This is a genomic window from Streptomyces xiamenensis (genome assembly GCF_000993785.3).
GTDB lineage: Bacteria > Actinomycetota > Actinomycetes > Streptomycetales > Streptomycetaceae > Streptomyces > Streptomyces xiamenensis.
In genome coordinates this window covers 946,963-964,122 of sequence record NZ_CP009922.3, presented here as the reverse complement: position 1 = coordinate 964,122, position 17,160 = coordinate 946,963, and the positions used below count along the sequence as shown (strand labels likewise).

General features: G+C 69.8%; 18 protein-coding genes. 12 read left to right on the top strand and 6 right to left on the bottom strand.

Annotated elements, in window-relative coordinates; all coding sequences use genetic code 11:
* Positions 1-33 precede the first annotated feature (33 nt).
* Genes SXIM_RS04340 through SXIM_RS04330 form a run of 3 tightly spaced genes read right to left on the bottom strand, consistent with a single transcriptional unit; the run spans position 34 to position 3,251 of the window.
* Positions 34-1,326, bottom strand: coding sequence for an ABC transporter substrate-binding protein (locus tag SXIM_RS04340; protein ID WP_030733949.1), 1,293 nt, complete (start codon positions 1,324-1,326; stop codon positions 34-36).
* Between the two features lie 37 nt (positions 1,327-1,363).
* Positions 1,364-2,296, bottom strand: coding sequence for a carbohydrate ABC transporter permease (locus tag SXIM_RS04335; RefSeq protein ID WP_199811815.1), 933 nt, complete (start codon positions 2,294-2,296; stop codon positions 1,364-1,366).
* Entirely contained in the window at positions 2,286-3,251 is a 966-nt protein-coding gene (locus SXIM_RS04330) for a carbohydrate ABC transporter permease (protein ID WP_030733945.1), read from the bottom strand. The genes SXIM_RS04335 and SXIM_RS04330 overlap by 11 nt, the downstream gene beginning before the upstream one ends.
* Positions 3,252-3,469: 218 nt before the next feature.
* Between SXIM_RS04330 and SXIM_RS04325 the strand changes: the two genes are divergently transcribed.
* From SXIM_RS04325 to SXIM_RS04285, 9 genes are all read left to right on the top strand, one after another.
* Positions 3,470-4,462: a LacI family DNA-binding transcriptional regulator gene (locus SXIM_RS04325; RefSeq protein ID WP_030733943.1), complete on the top strand. Its 993-nt coding sequence runs from the start codon at positions 3,470-3,472 to the stop codon at positions 4,460-4,462.
* A gap of 136 nt (positions 4,463-4,598) precedes the next feature.
* A complete protein-coding gene (locus SXIM_RS04320; protein ID WP_030733941.1) occupies positions 4,599-5,408 on the top strand; it encodes a helix-turn-helix transcriptional regulator in 810 nt (269 codons plus the stop codon).
* Positions 5,405-6,826: a Fe-S cluster assembly protein SufB gene (gene sufB, locus SXIM_RS04315; RefSeq protein WP_030733939.1), complete on the top strand. Its 1,422-nt coding sequence runs from the start codon at positions 5,405-5,407 to the stop codon at positions 6,824-6,826. The genes SXIM_RS04320 and sufB overlap by 4 nt, the downstream gene beginning before the upstream one ends.
* Positions 6,827-6,887: 61 nt before the next feature.
* The gene (sufD, locus tag SXIM_RS04310; protein WP_046722994.1) at positions 6,888-8,051 is read left to right on the top strand and encodes a Fe-S cluster assembly protein SufD; all 1,164 of its coding nucleotides are present in this window, start codon (positions 6,888-6,890) and stop codon (positions 8,049-8,051) included.
* A complete protein-coding gene (locus SXIM_RS04305; protein ID WP_030733935.1) occupies positions 8,048-8,392 on the top strand; it encodes a non-heme iron oxygenase ferredoxin subunit in 345 nt (114 codons plus the stop codon). The genes sufD and SXIM_RS04305 overlap by 4 nt, the downstream gene beginning before the upstream one ends.
* Positions 8,393-8,399: 7 nt before the next feature.
* Positions 8,400-9,164 (top strand): Fe-S cluster assembly ATPase SufC, encoded by a 765-nt coding sequence (gene sufC, locus SXIM_RS04300; RefSeq protein WP_030733933.1) that lies wholly within the window; start codon positions 8,400-8,402, stop codon positions 9,162-9,164.
* The gene (locus SXIM_RS04295; protein WP_030733931.1) at positions 9,161-10,441 is read left to right on the top strand and encodes a cysteine desulfurase; all 1,281 of its coding nucleotides are present in this window, start codon (positions 9,161-9,163) and stop codon (positions 10,439-10,441) included. The genes sufC and SXIM_RS04295 overlap by 4 nt, the downstream gene beginning before the upstream one ends.
* A gap of 13 nt (positions 10,442-10,454) precedes the next feature.
* Positions 10,455-10,904, top strand: a complete 450-nt coding sequence (sufU, locus tag SXIM_RS04290; protein WP_030733929.1) for a Fe-S cluster assembly sulfur transfer protein SufU — start codon at positions 10,455-10,457, stop codon at positions 10,902-10,904.
* The gene (locus SXIM_RS04285; RefSeq protein WP_046722993.1) at positions 10,901-11,248 is read left to right on the top strand and encodes a metal-sulfur cluster assembly factor; all 348 of its coding nucleotides are present in this window, start codon (positions 10,901-10,903) and stop codon (positions 11,246-11,248) included. Before sufU ends, SXIM_RS04285 begins: the two co-directional genes overlap by 4 nt.
* Positions 11,249-11,327: 79 nt before the next feature.
* On the opposite strand, the gene SXIM_RS04280 is transcribed toward SXIM_RS04285, so the two are convergent.
* Positions 11,328-11,564, bottom strand: coding sequence for a hypothetical protein (locus SXIM_RS04280; protein ID WP_030733924.1), 237 nt, complete (start codon positions 11,562-11,564; stop codon positions 11,328-11,330).
* Positions 11,565-11,836: 272 nt separating this feature from the next.
* Here SXIM_RS04280 and SXIM_RS04275 point away from each other — a divergent pair, with 272 nt between their 5' ends.
* The 3 genes from SXIM_RS04275 (at position 11,837) to SXIM_RS04265 (ending at position 14,293) form a co-directional block, all read left to right on the top strand.
* Positions 11,837-12,157: a DMT family transporter gene (locus SXIM_RS04275; protein ID WP_030733923.1), complete on the top strand. Its 321-nt coding sequence runs from the start codon at positions 11,837-11,839 to the stop codon at positions 12,155-12,157.
* 249 nt (positions 12,158-12,406) lie between these two features.
* Positions 12,407-13,408, top strand: coding sequence for a 2,3,4,5-tetrahydropyridine-2,6-dicarboxylate N-succinyltransferase (gene dapD / locus SXIM_RS04270; RefSeq protein WP_046722991.1), 1,002 nt, complete (start codon positions 12,407-12,409; stop codon positions 13,406-13,408).
* 39 nt (positions 13,409-13,447) lie between these two features.
* Complete coding sequence (locus tag SXIM_RS04265; protein WP_043178001.1) at positions 13,448-14,293, top strand: EI24 domain-containing protein; 846 nt, start codon at positions 13,448-13,450, stop codon at positions 14,291-14,293.
* Here SXIM_RS04265 and dapA read toward each other — a convergent pair.
* Both dapA and SXIM_RS04255 read right to left on the bottom strand, forming a co-directional pair.
* A complete protein-coding gene (gene dapA, locus SXIM_RS04260; protein WP_046722990.1) occupies positions 14,265-15,167 on the bottom strand; it encodes a 4-hydroxy-tetrahydrodipicolinate synthase in 903 nt (300 codons plus the stop codon). The genes SXIM_RS04265 and dapA overlap by 29 nt on opposite strands.
* Positions 15,168-15,190: 23 nt before the next feature.
* The gene (locus SXIM_RS04255; protein WP_030733915.1) at positions 15,191-17,041 is read right to left on the bottom strand and encodes an endonuclease/exonuclease/phosphatase family protein; all 1,851 of its coding nucleotides are present in this window, start codon (positions 17,039-17,041) and stop codon (positions 15,191-15,193) included.
* Positions 17,042-17,160 lie beyond the last annotated feature (119 nt).

Here is a 17,160-nt window from a genome sequence, read left to right as displayed (position 1 = left end):
CCACCGTGAGGGGGTGCGCGGGCCGGCTCGGTGTTACTTGCTGAGGACGGAGTTGGCCTCGCTGATGAAGCCGGAGGCGGCCTCCTGCGGGGTCATCCGGCCGAAGACGACCTCCTGGCCGTACCGCTCCAGCATGGCGGGCATCTCGCCGGCACCGTTCGGGTTGGCCTTGGGCGGGTCGTTCAGTTCGTCGGCGAGCGCGCCGATGAACTCCAGGGACGCCTGGTCGGTCTCGGGCAGACCGGCGCGGATCTCCTCCAGGACGGCCTCGTTGCGGGGCAGGCCGCGGTCGGAGCCGATGATGGCGGCGGCCTCGGGGTCGTTCACCAGGAAGTCGACGAGCTGGCCCGCGGCCTCCTTCTTGCCGCTGCTGGCCGCGACCGACCAGAACATGTTGGGCTGCAGGAAGTGGCCGCCGCTGACGGCGTCCGCGTCCTTGGGCATCCGCAGCAGCACGATCTCCGAGCCGGAGCCGGTGGTGATGGCGTTCAGCTGGTTGGACCACCACATGCCGAAGGCACCCTTGTTGGTGGCGACCAGCGAGGCCTCGACACCGGTGGAGCCGAGTTCGGCGCTGCGCGAGGCGTCGGGGCTGGCCTTGGAGTCGATCAGGTCCTGCTGGAAGGTGTACCAGTCGGCGATGACCTCCTCGGACATCCCGATCTTGCCGTCCTCGCCGTAGAAGATCTCGCCGTGCTGCTGGGCGTAGATGTTGAGGTAGGCGTCGTTGAAGCTCAGCTGGGTGCCGTAGGTGCCGTCGCCGGTGGCGGCGGTGACCTCGGCGGCGAAGTCGCGGTAGTCGTCCCAGGTCCAGGTGGTGTCGTCGGGCAGTTCGATGCCCGCCTCGTCCAGGACGGTCTTGTTGGCCGCGATGATGAAGGCGTTGACGCCGGTGGGTATGGCGTACTGGGTCCCCTCCAGCTGGCCGGACTGCAGCAGCTGGGGGTCCAGACCGCTCATGTCCACCAGGCCGTCGAGGTCGGCGAGCGCGTTGCGGGTGCCGAACTCGCCCATCCGCCGGATCTCGGTGGAGAACACGTCGGGGGCGTCACCGGAGGCCATCTGGGTGGTCAGCCGGTCGTAGTAGTTGTCCCAGTCGGAGTACTCCATCTCGACCTTGATGTCCTCGTTCTTCTCCATGAAGAGGTCGAGGACTTCCTCGGTGATCGCCTGGCGGGTGTCGTTGCCCCACCAGGCGACGCGCAGGGTGGTCGTGCCGTCGCCGCCGCCGCTGTCACCGCCGCCGCAGGCGGCCGTGAGGGTCAGGGCACCGGCCACGAGGAGCGCCGAACAGAGCTTCGTCGCACCGTTCTTTCTGCCGTTCACTGAAACTCCTTGTCGATACAGACGCGAGAAGGGGGGACTACTTGAGGCCGGTGGTGGCGATACCGCGCACCAGGTACTTCTGGCCGGCGAGGAAGAACCCGAAGATCGGGCCGAGGGAGAGCACCGAGATGGCGAACATCGGGCCCCACGAGGACTCTCCGCTGGAGTCCAGGAACGTGCGCAAGGCCACCGGAACGGTGAACTTGTCCGGGTTGGTGAGGAAGATCAGCTGGCTCAGGAAGTCGTTCCAGGTCCAGATGAACGTGAAGATCGCCGTGGTGGCCAGGGCGGGCGTGGACAGCGGCAGGATGATCCTGGTGAAGATCCGCCAGTGGCCCGCGCCGTCGATGACGGCGGCCTCGTCCAGCTCCCGGGGCAGCGTGCGGATGAACTGCACCATCAGGAAGATGAAGAAGGCGTCGGTGGCCAGGAACTTCGGGACGATCAGCGGATAGAAGGTGTTGATCCAGCCCAGGTCCGAGAACAGGATGTACTGGGGAACGATCACCACGTGCAGCGGCAGCATGATGGAGCCGAGCATCAGGGCGAAGAAGATCTTCTTGAACGGGAACTCGAGCCGGGCGAAGGCGTAGGCGGCCAGCGAGCAGGCCACCAGGTTGCCGACGATGGAGAAGCCGGTGATGATCGCCGAGTTCAGGAAGTAGTGGCTGAACGGGTAGCGCAGCGCGTCCCAGCCGTTGGAGAAGTTGTCGAAGGTGAAGCTGGAGGGCCACAGCCCCGGCTCGCGGAAGATCAGCTCCTCCGGCTTGAGGGAGCTGGAGATCATCCACAGGACCGGGTACAGCATGACGAACCCGAACGCGATGAGCAGGATGTGCGTCAGGATGCGTTTGCCGGCCAGGGCCTTCAGGACACGGGCGAACAGGGTGTCGTTCAGTTCGGGGTGACCGTTGCCGTCGCGGGCGGCGCCTGCGCGGGCGTCGGGGCGCGGTTTGACGTTATTTGTCACTGTAGAACACCCAATACTTTGACATGAGGAAGTTCACCCCGGTCAGCGCCGCGATGATCAGGACCAGGACCCACGCCATCGCCGACGCGTAGCCCATCTCGAAGCTGTTGAAGCCCTTCTGGTACACGTGCATCGTGTAGAGGAGCGTCGAGTCGGCCGGGCTTCCGTTTCCGCCGCTGATGACGAACGCCTGCGTGAAGGACTGGAAGGCGTTGATCAGCTGGAGGATGAGGTTGAAGAAGATGATCGGCGACAGCAGCGGCAGGGTGATGGAGAAGAACTGCCGGGCCTTGCTGGCCCCGTCCAGGCTGGCCGCCTCGTAGTAGCTGGTCGGGATCTGCCGCAGACCGGCCAGGAAGATGACCATCGGGGAGCCGAAGGTCCACACGTTGAGAATGATCAGGGTGCCCAGCGCCGTGTCGGGGTGGGAGACCCAGCCCATGCCCTCGATGCCGAAGATGCCCAGGAACTCGTTGACCAGGCCGTCGGCGCCGAAGATCTGCCGCCACAGGATGGCGATGGCCACGCTGGAGCCGAGCAGCGAGGGCAGGTAGTAGACGGAGCGGTAGATGGGCAGTCCGCTCACGCCCCGGTCCAGCACCATCGCCAGGGCGAGCGCGAAGGCCAGCTGCAGCGGTACGGAGACGAAGACGTAGATGGCCGTGTTGGTGAGGGCTTTGATGAACCGCGGGTCGTCCTGGAACATCCGCGTGTAGTTGTCGAAGCCCACCCACTGCGAGTCGCCGATCAGGCTGTAGTCCGTGAAGGACAGATACAGCGAGGTCAGCAGGGGGCCGGCGGTGATGGCGATGAGGCCGACGAACCAGGGCAGCAGGAAGAGGTAGGCGGTCAGGTACTCCTTGCGCCGCCGTTTGCGCAGCGCGCCCTTGGTGTCCGCCACGGGAGGGCGGTCAGTGGCGCCCGGTGGCCTGGGGCGCACCTGGGTGTCGGTCATGCGGGAGCGCTCCTTTCGAGGAGACGAGGGGCAGCACACCGAGCGTGTTGAGGGACGACGCGGGGTCCGGGTTGGTGCTCCGTTAATACAACCGGTTGCAGCAGGCTGGTGTAACCAGCAAGAAACGTCAAGGGTCTGGACGGATTTTCATGGCAACCGATTGCAGGCTATGGTGACCGCCGTGACAGAGAGACGACTGTGGAGGGGGGCGGGCGCTCATGGCGGTGACCATCCGTGATGTGGCCCGAGCCGCCGGCGTTCATGTGTCCACGGTCTCCCGGACATTCTCGGCACCGAACCTGGTCAAAGTCGACACCCGGGAACGAGTTCTCGCGGCCGCGGCCGAACTCGGCTACCGCCCCAACCAGGCGGCCCGTGCGCTGACCACCGGCGTGACCCACAACCTGGGCCTGATCGTCGCCGACATCGCCAATCCGTTCTTCCCGCCGCTGATCAAGTCCGCCCAGTCCTACGCGAGGGTGCGCGGCTATCAGGTGTTCGTGGCCGACACGGACGAGGACCCGCGGGCCGAGGAGGAGCTGATCTCGATCCTCGCCAAGCAGGTGGACGGGGTGGTGCTGGTCAGTCCCAGACTGTCGAACGCCGCGATCGCGGGGCTGAGCGCCGATCTGCCGTTCGTGGTCGTGAACCGCAATGTCAAGGGTCTGCCCGCGGTGCTCATGGACATCGGCAGCGGTGCGGCGACGGCCGTGGAGCACCTGGCCGGGCTCGGCCACCGCCGGCTGATGCTGCTGGGCGGGCCACGCGGCTCGTGGACCAGCGAGCAGATGCGCAGGTCGGCCGCCGCGGCGGCCGAGCGGTCCGGGGTGTCGCTGGAGATCACCGGGCCGAACGCGCCCACCGAGCGGGGCGGCCGGCTGGCCGCCGCCGCGGTGCTGGAGGCGGGCGCCACCGGGGTCATCGCGTACAACGACCTGATGGCGATCGGCACCATCGAGGGGCTGTCCGGCAGTGGCGTCGAGGTGCCGCGCGAGGTCAGCGTGGTCGGGGTGGACGACACCGTCGCGGGCCGGGTGGCCCGGCCCAAGCTCACCACCATCGCGATGCCCACCCAGGAGGCGGGCCGCTCGGCCGTCGATTTGCTCCTGCACGCGATCGACATGCCGGGCGGGCGGGGCGCGGCCAAGACCACGCTGGAGACCTCGCTGGTGGTCCGGGAGTCGACCGCGCCTCCGCCACCACTCAAGTAAGGCAAGGCTTACCTATTCTCTGACCCCCGTCCGCGCATACCGGGCGGGGGTTAGGCATGCCTTACGTGACGTACCGCATTTCCGGGAACCGGAACGCGGCTTGCTCGCTTTGCGGGAATTACGCAACAATGGCGTTGTGAAAAACGGCGAGGCGCAGCGTACGACGCCGGTGGCAGCGGATGCCACCGGCGCCGCCCCGTTGTCCGCACCGGACGGGGAGCAGCACGGCACCCGGCAGCGGGTGGCCCGTTCCATCCTGGATCACGGCCCCTCCACCGCCGCCGAGCTGGCCGACCGGCTCGCCCTCACCCAGGCCGCCGTGCGCCGGCACCTGGACGCACTGGTCGCCGACGGCACGGTCGAAGCCCGCGAGAAGCGGGTCTACGGCTCCCGGGGCCGGGGCCGGCCCGCCAAGGTCTTCGCGCTCACCGACGGTGGCCGCGACGCGTTCGACCACGCCTATGACGCGCTGGCCGTCGAGGCACTCGGCTTCATCGCCCGCGCCGCCGGCGGCGGGGAGAGCGGCGCCGCCGCCGTCCTCGCCTTCGCCCGCGAGCGGGCCGCCGCGCAGGGCGAGCGCTACCAGCAGCTGCTGGCCGGCGCGAGCCCCGCCGAGCGCACCCGGGCGCTGGCCGAGGCCCTCACGCAGGACGGGTACGCTGCGATGGCGCGCACCGCACCCGGCGCGCCGGGGGAGCAGCTGTGCCAGCACCACTGCCCGGTGGCGCACGCCGCCGAGCGTTTTCCCCAGCTGTGCGAGGCGGAGGCCGAGGTCTTCTCCCACCTGCTGGGCACCCATGTGCAGCGGCTCGCCACCATCGCGCACGGCGACGGCGTCTGCACCACCTTCGTCCCCTCCGCGCCACCGGCCGGCCACCGGCCGTCACCGGCGCCGGAGACACCCACCACCGCGACACCACGCACAGCCGGGAGGAACCCCGCATGACGCTCCCCACGGAGACCGCCCACCCCGAACTCGAAGGGCTGGGTACCTACGAATACGGCTGGGCCGACTCCGACGCGGCCGGCTCCGCCGCCAAGCGCGGACTGAGCGAGGATGTCGTCAAGGACATCTCGGGCAAGAAGTCCGAGCCGGAGTGGATGCTCAACCAGCGCCTGAAGGGCCTGAAGCTGTTCGGCAAGAAGCCGATGCCCACCTGGGGCTCGGATCTGTCGGGCATCGACTTCGACAACATCAAGTACTTCGTGCGCTCCACCGAGAAGCAGGCCACCAGCTGGGAGGACCTGCCCGAGGACATCAAGAACACCTACGACAAGCTGGGCATCCCGGAGGCCGAGAAGCAGCGGCTGGTCGCCGGTGTCGCCGCCCAGTACGAGTCGGAGGTCGTCTACCACCAGATCCGTGAGGACCTGGAGCAGCAGGGCGTCATCTTCCTGGACACCGACACCGCGCTCAAGGAGCACCCGGAGCTGTTCCAGGAGCACTTCGGCACCGTGATCCCGGCCGGCGACAACAAGTTCTCCGCGCTGAACACGGCGGTGTGGTCGGGCGGTTCGTTCATCTACGTGCCGCCGGGCGTGCACGTGGACATCCCGCTCCAGGCGTACTTCCGCATCAACACCGAGAACATGGGCCAGTTCGAGCGGACCCTGATCATCGTCGACGAGAACGCCTACGTGCACTACGTCGAGGGCTGCACCGCGCCGATCTACAACTCGGACTCGCTGCACTCGGCGGTCGTGGAGATCATCGTCAAGAAGGGCGGCCGCTGCCGCTACACGACCATCCAGAACTGGTCGAACAACGTCTACAACCTGGTGACCAAGCGGGCGGTGGCCTACGAGGGCGCCACCATGGAGTGGGTCGACGGCAACATCGGCTCCAAGGTCACCATGAAGTACCCGGCCATCTACCTGATGGGCGAGCACGCCAAGGGCGAGACCCTGTCCGTGGCCTTCGCGGGCGAGGGGCAGCACCAGGACGCCGGCGCCAAGATGGTGCACATGGCGCCCCGCACCTCCTCCAACATCGTCTCCAAGTCGGTGGCGCGCGGCGGCGGTCGCACCTCCTACCGCGGTCTGATCGAGATCGGTGAGGGCGCGGAGGGCTCCAAGTCCAACGTGCTGTGCGACGCGCTGCTGGTGGACACCGTCTCCCGCTCCGACACCTACCCCTACGTCGACGTCCGTGAGGACGACGTGACCATGGGGCACGAGGCCACCGTCTCCAAGGTCAGCGACGACCAGCTGTTCTACCTGATGAGCCGCGGCCTGTCCGAGGACGAGGCGATGGCCATGATCGTGCGCGGCTTCGTCGAGCCGATCGCCAAGGAACTGCCCATGGAGTACGCCCTGGAGCTCAACCGGCTGATCGAGCTGCAGATGGAGGGCTCGGTCGGCTGACCCCGCCCGCCCCCCTGTGTGAGCCGTTTCCCCTATCAAGAGAGTGAGCACGACGAGACCCATGGCTGAGGCCCCAAGCAATCCGGTCGCGCTGGCGGCGGAGTCCACCGTCGCCACCCGGATGAGCGCCCCGCCGTCCTTCAATGTGGCCGACTTCCCGGTGCCCACCGGCCGCGAGGAGGAGTGGCGCTTCACTCCCCTGGCACGGCTGCGCGGCCTGCACGACGGCACCGCCACCGGTGGTGGCAGTGTCAAGGCCGAGGTGATCGCCCCCGAGGGTTCCGGCGTCACGGTGGAGACCGTGAGCCGCGACGACGCCCGGGTCGGCAAGGCGGGAACCCCGGTGGACCGGGTCGCCGCGCAGGCGTTCAGCACGGTGGAGAAGGCCACCGTGATCACCGTGCCCGCCGAGGCCGTCCTCGGTGAGCCGGTGCGGGTGTCCGTGCACGGCGAGGGCGGGGTGACCTTCGGGCACACCGTCTTCGAGGTCGGCGCCTTCGCCGAGGTCGTGTTCGTCCTGGACCACACCGGCGACACCGTGCGCGCCGCCAACGTCGACTTCGTCGTCGGCGACGGCGCCAAGGTCACCGTGGTCTCCGTCCAGGACTGGGCCGACACCGCCGTGCACTGCTCGCAGCACAACGCGCTGATCGGCCGCGACGCCACCTTCAAGTCCGTGATCGTCACCTTCGGCGGCGACGTGGTCCGCATCCACCCCCGGGTGACCTACGCGGGCCCCGGCGGCGAGGCCGAGCTGTACGGCCTGTACTTCACCGACGCCGGCCAGCACCAGGAGCACCGCCTGCTGGTGGACCACTCCGCCCCCAACTGCCGCAGCAACGTGGCGTACAAGGGCGCGCTCCAGGGCACGGACGCGCACGCGGTGTGGATCGGCGACGTGGTGATCCAGGCCGCCGCCACCGGCACCGACACCTACGAGCTGAACCGGAACCTGGTCCTCACCGACGGCGCCCGGGTCGACTCGGTCCCCAACCTGGAGATCGAGACCGGCGAGATCGCCGGCGCCGGCCACGCCAGCGCCACCGGACGCTTCGAGGACGAGCAGCTGTTCTACCTGATGGCGCGCGGCATCCCGGAGGACGAGGCCCGCCGCCTGGTCGTCCGCGGCTTCTTCGCCGAGCTGATCCAGCAGATCGGCGTCCCGGACGTCGAGGAGCGGCTGATCGCCAAGCTCTCCGCCGAACTGGAGGCGTCGCACGCATGAGCACACCACAGGCGTCCTATGTGCGGGCCTGCGTGCTGGGGGACCTCGCGGAGGACACCCCCAAGCGCGTGGAGGTCGGCGGGGTGCCGGTGGCCGTGGTCCTTACCGAGGGCGAGGTCTTCGCGGTCCACGACATCTGCTCGCACGCCAATGTCTCGCTCTCCGAGGGTGAGGTGGAGGACTGCCGGATCGAGTGCTGGCTGCACGGCTCCAGCTTCGACCTGCGCACCGGCAAGCCCTCGGGCCTGCCGGCGACCCGCCCCATCCCCGTCTATTCCGTCAAGATCGAAGGAGACGGCCCCGGCGCCGCTGTGCTCGTCTCCGTCACCCAGGAGTCCTGAAGCACCCATGGCAACCCTTGAGATCCGCGACCTGCACGTCTCCGTCGAAGCCGAAGGCGGACCCACCGAGATCCTGCGCGGCGTCGACCTGACCGTGAAGCAGGGCGAGACCCACGCCATCATGGGCCCCAACGGCTCCGGCAAGTCCACCCTGGCCTACTCGCTGGCCGGCCACCCCAAGTACACCGTCACCGGCGGCACCGTCACCCTCGACGGTGAGGACGTACTGGAGATGACCGTCGACGAGCGCGCCCGTGCCGGCGTCTTCCTGGCGATGCAGTACCCGGTCGAGGTCCCCGGCGTCTCCGTCTCCAACTTCCTGCGCACCTCCGCCACCGCCGTGCGCGGCGAGGCACCCAAGCTGCGTACCTGGGTGAAGGAGGTCAAGGAGGCGATGGCCCGCCTGGAGATGGACCCGGCCTTCGCCGAGCGCAACGTCAACGAGGGCTTCTCCGGCGGTGAGAAGAAGCGCCACGAGATCCTCCAGCTTGAGCTGCTCAAGCCGAAGATCGCCATCCTGGACGAGACCGACTCCGGGCTGGACATCGACGCGCTGCGCATCGTGTCCGAGGGCGTCAACCGGGTGCGCGAGGCGGGCGAGTCCGGCACTCTGCTGATCACCCACTACACGCGCATCCTGCGCTACATCAAGCCCGACCACGTGCACGTCTTCGCCGGTGGCCGGATCGTCGAGTCGGGCGGCGCCGAGCTGGCCGACAAGCTCGAGGCCGAGGGCTACGAGGCGTACACGAAGGGTGGTGGCGCCTCATGACCGAGCCACGGGCGGGCCGCCCCGGTCTCCCGGCCGGCCTCCTGGACACCGAGGCGATCCGCAAGGACTTCCCGATCCTGGACCGCGTGGTCCACGACGGCACGAGGCTGGTCTACCTGGACAACGCGGCTTCCTCGCAGAAGCCGCGCCAGGTGCTGGACGCGATGAACACGTACTACGAGCGGCACCACGCCAACGTGCACCGGGGTGTGCACGTGCTGGCGGAGGAGGCCACCGAGCTGTACGAGGGCGCCCGGGACAAGGTCGCCGCGTTCATCAACGCGCCCAGCCGGGACGAGGTGATCTTCACCAAGAACGCCTCGGAGTCGCTGAACCTGGTGGCCAACATGCTCGGCTGGGCCGACGAGCCCTACCGGGTGGACTCGGGCACCGAGATCGTCATCACGGAGATGGAGCACCACTCCAACATCGTGCCGTGGCAGCTGCTGGCGCAGCGCACCGGAGCGCAGCTGAAGTGGTTCGGGCTCACCGACGAGGGCCGGCTCGATCTGTCGAACATCGATCAGATCATCACCGAGCGGACCAAGATCGTCTCGTTCGTGCTGGTGTCCAACATCCTCGGCACGCACAACCCGGTGCGGGAGATCGTCCGGCGGGCGCACGAGGTCGGCGCGCTGGTGCTGATCGACGCCTCGCAGGCCGTTCCGCACGCCACGCTGGACGTGCAGGACCTGGGCGCCGACTTCGTGGCCTTCACCGGTCACAAGATGTGCGGCCCGACCGGGATCGGGGTGCTGTGGGGCCGGCAGGAGCTGCTGGAGGACCTGCCGCCGTTCCTGGGCGGTGGCGAGATGATCGAGACCGTCTCGATGCACTCCTCCACCTACGCCCCGGCGCCGCACAAGTTCGAGGCGGGCACCCCGCCGATCGCCCAGGCGGTCGGCCTCGGGGCGGCCGTGGACTACCTCAGCGGCATCGGCATGGACCGGATCGCGGCGCACGAGCACGCCCTGACCGAGTACGCGCTGGCGCGGCTGGCCGAGGTGCCGGACCTGCGGATCATCGGCCCCCGGACGGCCGAGGACCGGGGCGCCGCCATCTCCTTCACCCTGGGTGATATCCACCCGCACGATGTGGGTCAGGTGCTGGACGAGCGGGGCATCGCGGTGCGGGTGGGTCACCACTGCGCACGGCCGGTGTGCCTGAGGTACGGAATTCCGGCGACCACGCGGGCGTCGTTCTATCTGTACACCTCGCCCGCCGAGGTGGATGCCCTGATCGAGGGGCTGGAGTACGTACGCGGCTTCTTCGGATGAGGTGCCCCTGAGCATGCGGCTGGAATCGATGTACCAGGAAGTGATCCTCGATCACTACAAGCACCCGCACGGGCGCGGTCTGCGCCCGGGCGACGCCGAGGTGCACCATGTCAACCCGACCTGCGGTGACGAGATCACCCTGCGGGTGCGGATGGACGGGACCACCATCGGTGACGTCAGCTACGAGGGGCAGGGCTGTTCGATCAGCCAGGCCAGCGCCTCGGTGCTGAACGACCTGCTGGTCGGCAAGGAGCTGGCGGACGCGCGGCGGATCCAGGAGACCTTCCTGGAGCTGATGCAGTCCAAGGGCCGGCTGGAGCCGGACGACGCGATGGAGGACCTGCTGGAGGACGCGGTCGCGTTCGCCGGGGTCTCCAAGTACCCGGCCCGGGTGAAATGCGCACTGCTGAGCTGGATGGCTTGGAAGGAAGCAACCGCCCAGGCCCTGAAGGAGGCGGCATGAGCGAGACGACAGGCGGCACGGCCACGACGGCCCAGCCGGCGAGCGAGGAAGAGATCCGCGAGGCGCTGTACGACGTCGTGGACCCCGAGCTCGGCATCGACGTGGTGAATCTCGGACTGATCTACGGGATCCACGTCGACGAGGAGAACATCGTCACCCTCGACATGACGCTGACGTCGGCGGCGTGCCCGCTGACGGACGTCATCGAGGACCAGGCGAAGTCGGCCACCGACGGGCTGGTGAAGGACCTGAAGATCAACTGGGTCTGGATGCCGCCGTGGGGGCCCGACAAGATCACCGATGACGGGCGCGAGCAGCTGCGCGCGCTGGGCTTCAACGTCTGAGACGTGAGGCCGCACCGTTCGTGCGGGAGGCGGGGCCGGCCGGCCCCGCCTCCCGCTTTTTCCGTGCCGGGCGCCCCGGCTAGGCGTGGTCGGCCAGCTGCTGGTGTCCCTGGACGCGGGCGCAGTGGGCGCAGCAGTACATGTGGCCGTCCGTCGTCTCCACGCCGTGGCCCATGATGCGGCACTGACAGTTCTCGCAGACCGGGGCCATCCGCTGGATGGCGCATTCGAAGCTGTCGAAGACATGCACCTCGCCGGCGGCGCGCACCTCGAAGGTCAGCTGGTAGTCGTTGCCGCAGACCTCGCACTGGGCCATGGGTGATCCTCTCTCCGTCTGTCGTCCGTCGTGATCCGTGCTCAGGATGCGCGGGCGGGGGAGAGCGCCCCGGGTGGCGCGCGGGGTGGGTCACTCCGGTGGGGAGCCGATCTCACCCGGCGTCGGTGCCTGATCAGGCGGCCGGCGATCGACCCGGGCGAACCTTTCGGCCTCCCACCGTCGCCACGGCCCCGGGCACCCTCCCCGGCGCGACGCCCTCCCGGCCGTCGCGCACGGGTACGGGCCGGCACATCGTCACTACGCTCCGGTGCATGGCCTACGTTCTGCTCGCCGGGGCGATCCTCTTCGAGATCGCCGGCACCACCCTGATGAAGTTCAGCGACGGCTTCACCAAGTTCTGGCCCACGCTGGGCACCCTGGCCGGCTACGCCGTCGCCTTCATCCTGCTCGCCCGGGTCCTCAAGACCATCGATGTCGGCGTCGCCTACGCCATCTGGGCCGGCGCCGGCACCGCCCTGATCGCCGCCATCGGCATGCTCTTCCTCGGCGAGAGCGTCACCGCCGCCAAGGTCGCCGGCGTCGCCCTCGTCATCGGCGGCGTCACCCTGCTCAACCTCGGAGGAGCCCACTGACGGCCCGCCGCCACGACCCGGAACGGCGGCGGCGCCCCATCGACGCGACCACCGCCGCCCCGCGCGCCCACGTGCCCGACGAGCCACCGCGCGCGCCGTCCCCGCCCCTTGCGGACGGGCCGCTGATCCGGCACCTCCGCACCAAAGGCAGCCACCACCCCCACGCCGTCGCCGACCAGGTCAACCGGCGGATACCGCCATCCGGGACCGGTTGGCCAGCCGCGCCGCCCACCGGCTAGCGTCTGGGGCATGACCGACGCAACCGCCTCCGCACCCACCCCCCGTACCACCGGTGCCGTCGCCGCCGGCCTGGCCACCCTCGCCGCCGACGGCACCGTGCTCGACACCTGGTTCCCCGCCCCGGCCCTCAGCGACGAACCCGGCGAGGCCGGCAGCGAACGCCTCACCCCCGAGCGCGCCGCCGAACTCCTCGGCTCCGCCGCCCCCCAGGCGCTGGGCCCCGACCCGGTGCGCGGCGTCGAGGTCGTGGCGGTCCGTACGGTCATCGCCTCCCTCGACGACAAGCCGCTGGACGCCCACGACGTCTACCTGCGCCTGCACCTGCTCAGCCACCGCCTGGTGCGCCCGCACGGCCTGAGCCTGGACGGCATCTTCGGGCTGCTCGCCAACGTCGCCTGGACCACCCTCGGCCCGGTCGCCGTGGAGCGCGTCGAGGAGACCCGGCTGGCCGCCCGCGCCGCCGGCACCGCGCTGAACGTCACCAGCGTCGACAAGTTCCCCCGGATGACCGACTACGTCGTCCCGGCCGGGGTCCGCATCGGCGACGCCGACCGGGTCCGGCTCGGCGCGCACCTGGCCGCCGGCACCACCGTCATGCACGAGGGCTTCTGCAACTTCAACGCCGGCACCCTCGGCAACTCCATGGTCGAGGGCCGCATCAGCGCGGGCGTCGTCGTCGGCGACGGCACCGACGTCGGCGGTGGCGCCTCCATCATGGGCACCCTGTCCGGCGGCGGGAAGCAGACCATCACCATCGGCGAACGCTGCCTGCTCGGCGCCGAGTCCGGCATCGGCATCTCGCTGGGCGACGACTGCGTGGTGGAGGCCGGCCTGTACGTCACCGCCGGCACCCGCGTCACCCTGCCCGACGGCACCATCGAGAAGGCCGCCGCGCTCTCCGGCGCCAACAACCTGCTCTTCCGCCGCAACTCCACCACCGGCACGGTCGAGGCGCTGCAGCGCACCGGCTCCTGGGGCGGCCTCAACGAGGCGCTGCACAGCCACAACTGACACCGTTCACCCCCGCCGGTGCGAGATCATGATCCGATGATGATTGATCTCACGGCCGGCATACGGTACGTGGTGCTGGGCCAGCGATGGCTCGCCCAGCACCCCGGACGGTACGGCCGCGCCCTGCTGCCCGCGCTGATCGCGCTGGTGCTGTACGCGGCGGCGCTGCTCGTCCTGCTGCTCAACGCGGGCGATCTCGCCGCCTGGATCACGCCCTTCGCCGACGACTGGGAATCCCCCTGGCGCGCTCTGGTGCGCGGCCTGGCCGTCGCCCTGCTGCTGGCGGCCGGACTCGCACTCGCCGTCCTGACCTTCACCGCCGTCACCCTCGTCATCGGCGACCCCTTCTACGACGCGCTGTCGGCCGCCGTGGAGGAGAGCGAGGGCGCGTGCCCCGCGGCCCCCGAACGGCCGCTGTGGCGTGAGCTGTGGGCCGCCCTGGTGGAGGCGCTGTACGTGCTGTGGCGCGCCACGCTGTGGACCGTGCCGCTGTTCGTCCTCGGCTTCCTGCCGGTACTCGGGCAGACCGTGATCCCGGTGATCGGCTTCGCCGTCTCCGGGTTCTTCCTCACCCTGGAACTGGTCTGCTACGCCCTGGGGCGCCGTGGCATCGACGTCCGCGAGCGGCTGCGGATGCTGCGCGGGCGCCGCTGGCTGGCGGTCGGCTTCGGCGTCCCGCTGGTGGCGGCCTTCATGGTGCCGCCCCTGGCGATCTTCCTGATGCCGGGCGCCGTCGCCGGGGCCACGCTGCTCGCCCGCGACCTCGTCGGGGACGGCGCGACGCGGCAGCTCGCCGCCGACCCGGACCCGGACCCGGATCCGGACGCCGACGGTGGCACCGGCACCGGCCCCGACCTCACGAAGCGGGCGCCAGCACAGCCTTGAGCTCCTCCACCAGCCGGCCGGTGAACTCCTCACCGGCCGGCAGCAGCGGCCCGCGTACCGGACCGCCCGGCATCCCGGCCGCCGCGAACAGCGCCTTGACCGACACCGTGCCGGGCACCCCGGTCATCATCGTGTCCACCAGGGGCAGCAGCCGCCGGTGCAGCAGGGTGGCGGTGGCCAGGTCGCCCGCGTCCACGGCGTCCAGCACCGCGCGCACCTGCGGCCCCGCCACATTGGCGACGGTGCTCACATAGCCGGTGGCGCCGAGCGCGTACAGCGGCAGATGCAGCTCGTCGCAGCCCGAGTAGTACGCCAGATCCGTACTCTCGATGACCAGACCCGACTTCAGCAGGTCGTACGCGCAGTCCTTGACGGCGCGGATCCGCGGATGACCGGCGAGCCGCCGCAGCGAATCGGCGGTCAGCTCCGTCCCCGCGCCGGTACGGGCCGGGATGTCGTACAGCATCACCGGCAGTTCGGTGGCGTCCGCGACCGTCTCCAGATGGCGGACGATGCCCTCCTGGGTGGGGCGCGAGTAGTACGGGGTGACCACCAGCAGCCCGTGCGCGCCCGCCGACGCCGCGGCCCGGGCCAGCGCGACCGTGTGCCGGGTGTCGCTGGTGCCGACCCCGGCGATCACCGAGGCGCGGTCACCGACGGCCTCCAGGACCGCGCGCAGCACCGCGTCCTTCTCCGCGTCGGTGGTGGTCGCCGACTCGCCGGTGGTCGCGTTGAGCACCAGGGCGTCGCAGCCGCCCCGGTCCACGAGATGAACGGCGAGACGGGCGGTGCCCTCCAGATCGAGGGCACCGCCCGCCGTGAACGGGGTGATCATGGCCGCGGCACGGCGGCCGAAGGGGGGTTCGGGGCGCATGGCCCCACCGTAACGGCCCCCGCTCAGGGCTTGAAACGGATTACCTGCGGATCGTGATCACTGGCCTGATCGGCGAACTCGGCGTTGATGTGCACGATGTCGTAGTCGAACTTCTTGATGCCGGGCGTCACCAGCGTCTGGTCCAGCACCTGCGCGTTGCCGTTGAAGAGGTACGTGTAGCGGTCGGCGGCCGGCAGCGAGTACACCGCGCTGCGCAGCACCCCGCCGGAGGTCAGCGCCGCGGTGGTGCCGGAGAACTCGAAGTCGTTGATGTCACCGAGGACCACCACCTGGGCGTTCTTCTGGACCCGGACGATGTCGCGGACGAAGGAGTTGACCAGCTCGGCCTGGGCCAGGCGCTGGGTCTCGCTGGAGCGGGTCGGCGGCTGGTACCGCGCGTACAGGGACTGGTCCCCGCCCTTGGAGTTGAAGTGGTTGGCGATCACGATCACCGGGGTGCCGCGGAAGCTGAACTCGCCGGCCAGCGGCTTGCGGCTGGCGTTCCAGGCCGCGTCGGCCGGCTCGATCCGGCCGGGGGAGTGGGTGAGCGCCGCCTTGCCGCGCTCCTTGACGACGGAGGCTGCGGTCGTGGCGTCGCCGCCGGGACGGTCGGTGAAGGAGACCCGGTCCGGGTTGAAGAGGAAGACGTTGCGGATGTTGCCGCCCGGCTGACCGCCGTCCTTGCCGTCCTCGGGGTCGATGCCGCGCCAGTCGTAGCGGGGGCCGCCGGCCGCGACGATCGCGTCGGTGAACCGGGTCAGGGTCTGCTCGGCGCTCACGGTGCCGTCGTCCACCGCGCCGTTGTCGTCCTGGATCTCCTCCAGGGCGACGATGTCGGGGGAGGCGAGGTGATCGACGATGCCGGCGGCCAGCCGGTCGAACTTCGCCTGGTCGTTGCCGGGGTTCAGGTTCTCCACGTTGTAGGCGGCGACCGCCAGTTCCTTGCGCTCCTGGGCGCGGGTGGTCTCCGGCTCGATGCCGCCGGAGGTGACGGTGCCCAGCTCACGGGCGGCCACCAGATAGCCGCCGAACTCGTCGAAGTCCAGCGGTCCCGCCGTGACCCCGCTCAGCGTGTCCCCGGTGTTCGCGGTGGGGAACGGCGCCTGGCCCACCGGTACCAGCGACTCCACCTTCAGCCGCCCCGGGTTGGGGTCCTCGTACGAGGCGTAGCGGGTGCCGCCGCGCGAGGTGGCGTTCAGCTCGGGCTGGACGTTGACCCACAGCTCGTAGTACGCGGTGCTGGGGCCGACGATGGCGGCGTCCTCGACCTGGACGTTCATGCCCTCCAGCGAGGCGTACAGGTCCAGCGCGTACTTCTCGGGCTCCAGCGGCAGGTTCTCGATGCTGTTGCCGTCGGCCGTATCGCCCTCGGGCGCGTACCGGGCCGGGATCGCGCCGGCGTCCAGGACGACGGGCGCGGGCAGTTCGTTCCCGGAGGAGACCACGGAGACGGTGGGCCGGGAGATCTGGGTCAGCGAGGTGTCGCCCCGGGCGACGCCGCCGTAGTAGTACTCGGTGACGGAACCGCTGACGGTCACCGAGTCGCCGACCGCGACGGTGGGCGCCGCGTTGGTGAAGACGAAGATGCCCTCACTGGTGGCCGGGTCGTCGTCGGGCCGCGGGTCCTGGATCCAGAAGCCGCGCGAGCCGTACGTCCGTACCCCGGTGACGATTCCGGGCACATCGGTGACCTGCTCGCCCCGGAACGGGGAGATGCGGGTGTTTCCCTGGATGTCGTGGATGCGCAGCTCGCCGGTGTCGGCGGCGGAGGCCGAGAAGGGCGAGGTGACCAGGAGCGTGGCGCCGAGAGCGGCCGAGACGCCGAACGCGCCCACGGCGGTGGCGCGTCTGGACGGGCGGGACAGAGCGAACAAAATGCCCTCCGGGGGCGGGTGGGGACCTGTTGGGGACGGGGCTGCACTTCTACGCGCGTAAAGCTCCCGTACGCGCCGTGGGTTGTCAACGCCTGGCAGGGGTCGGCCGGGGGACTTTC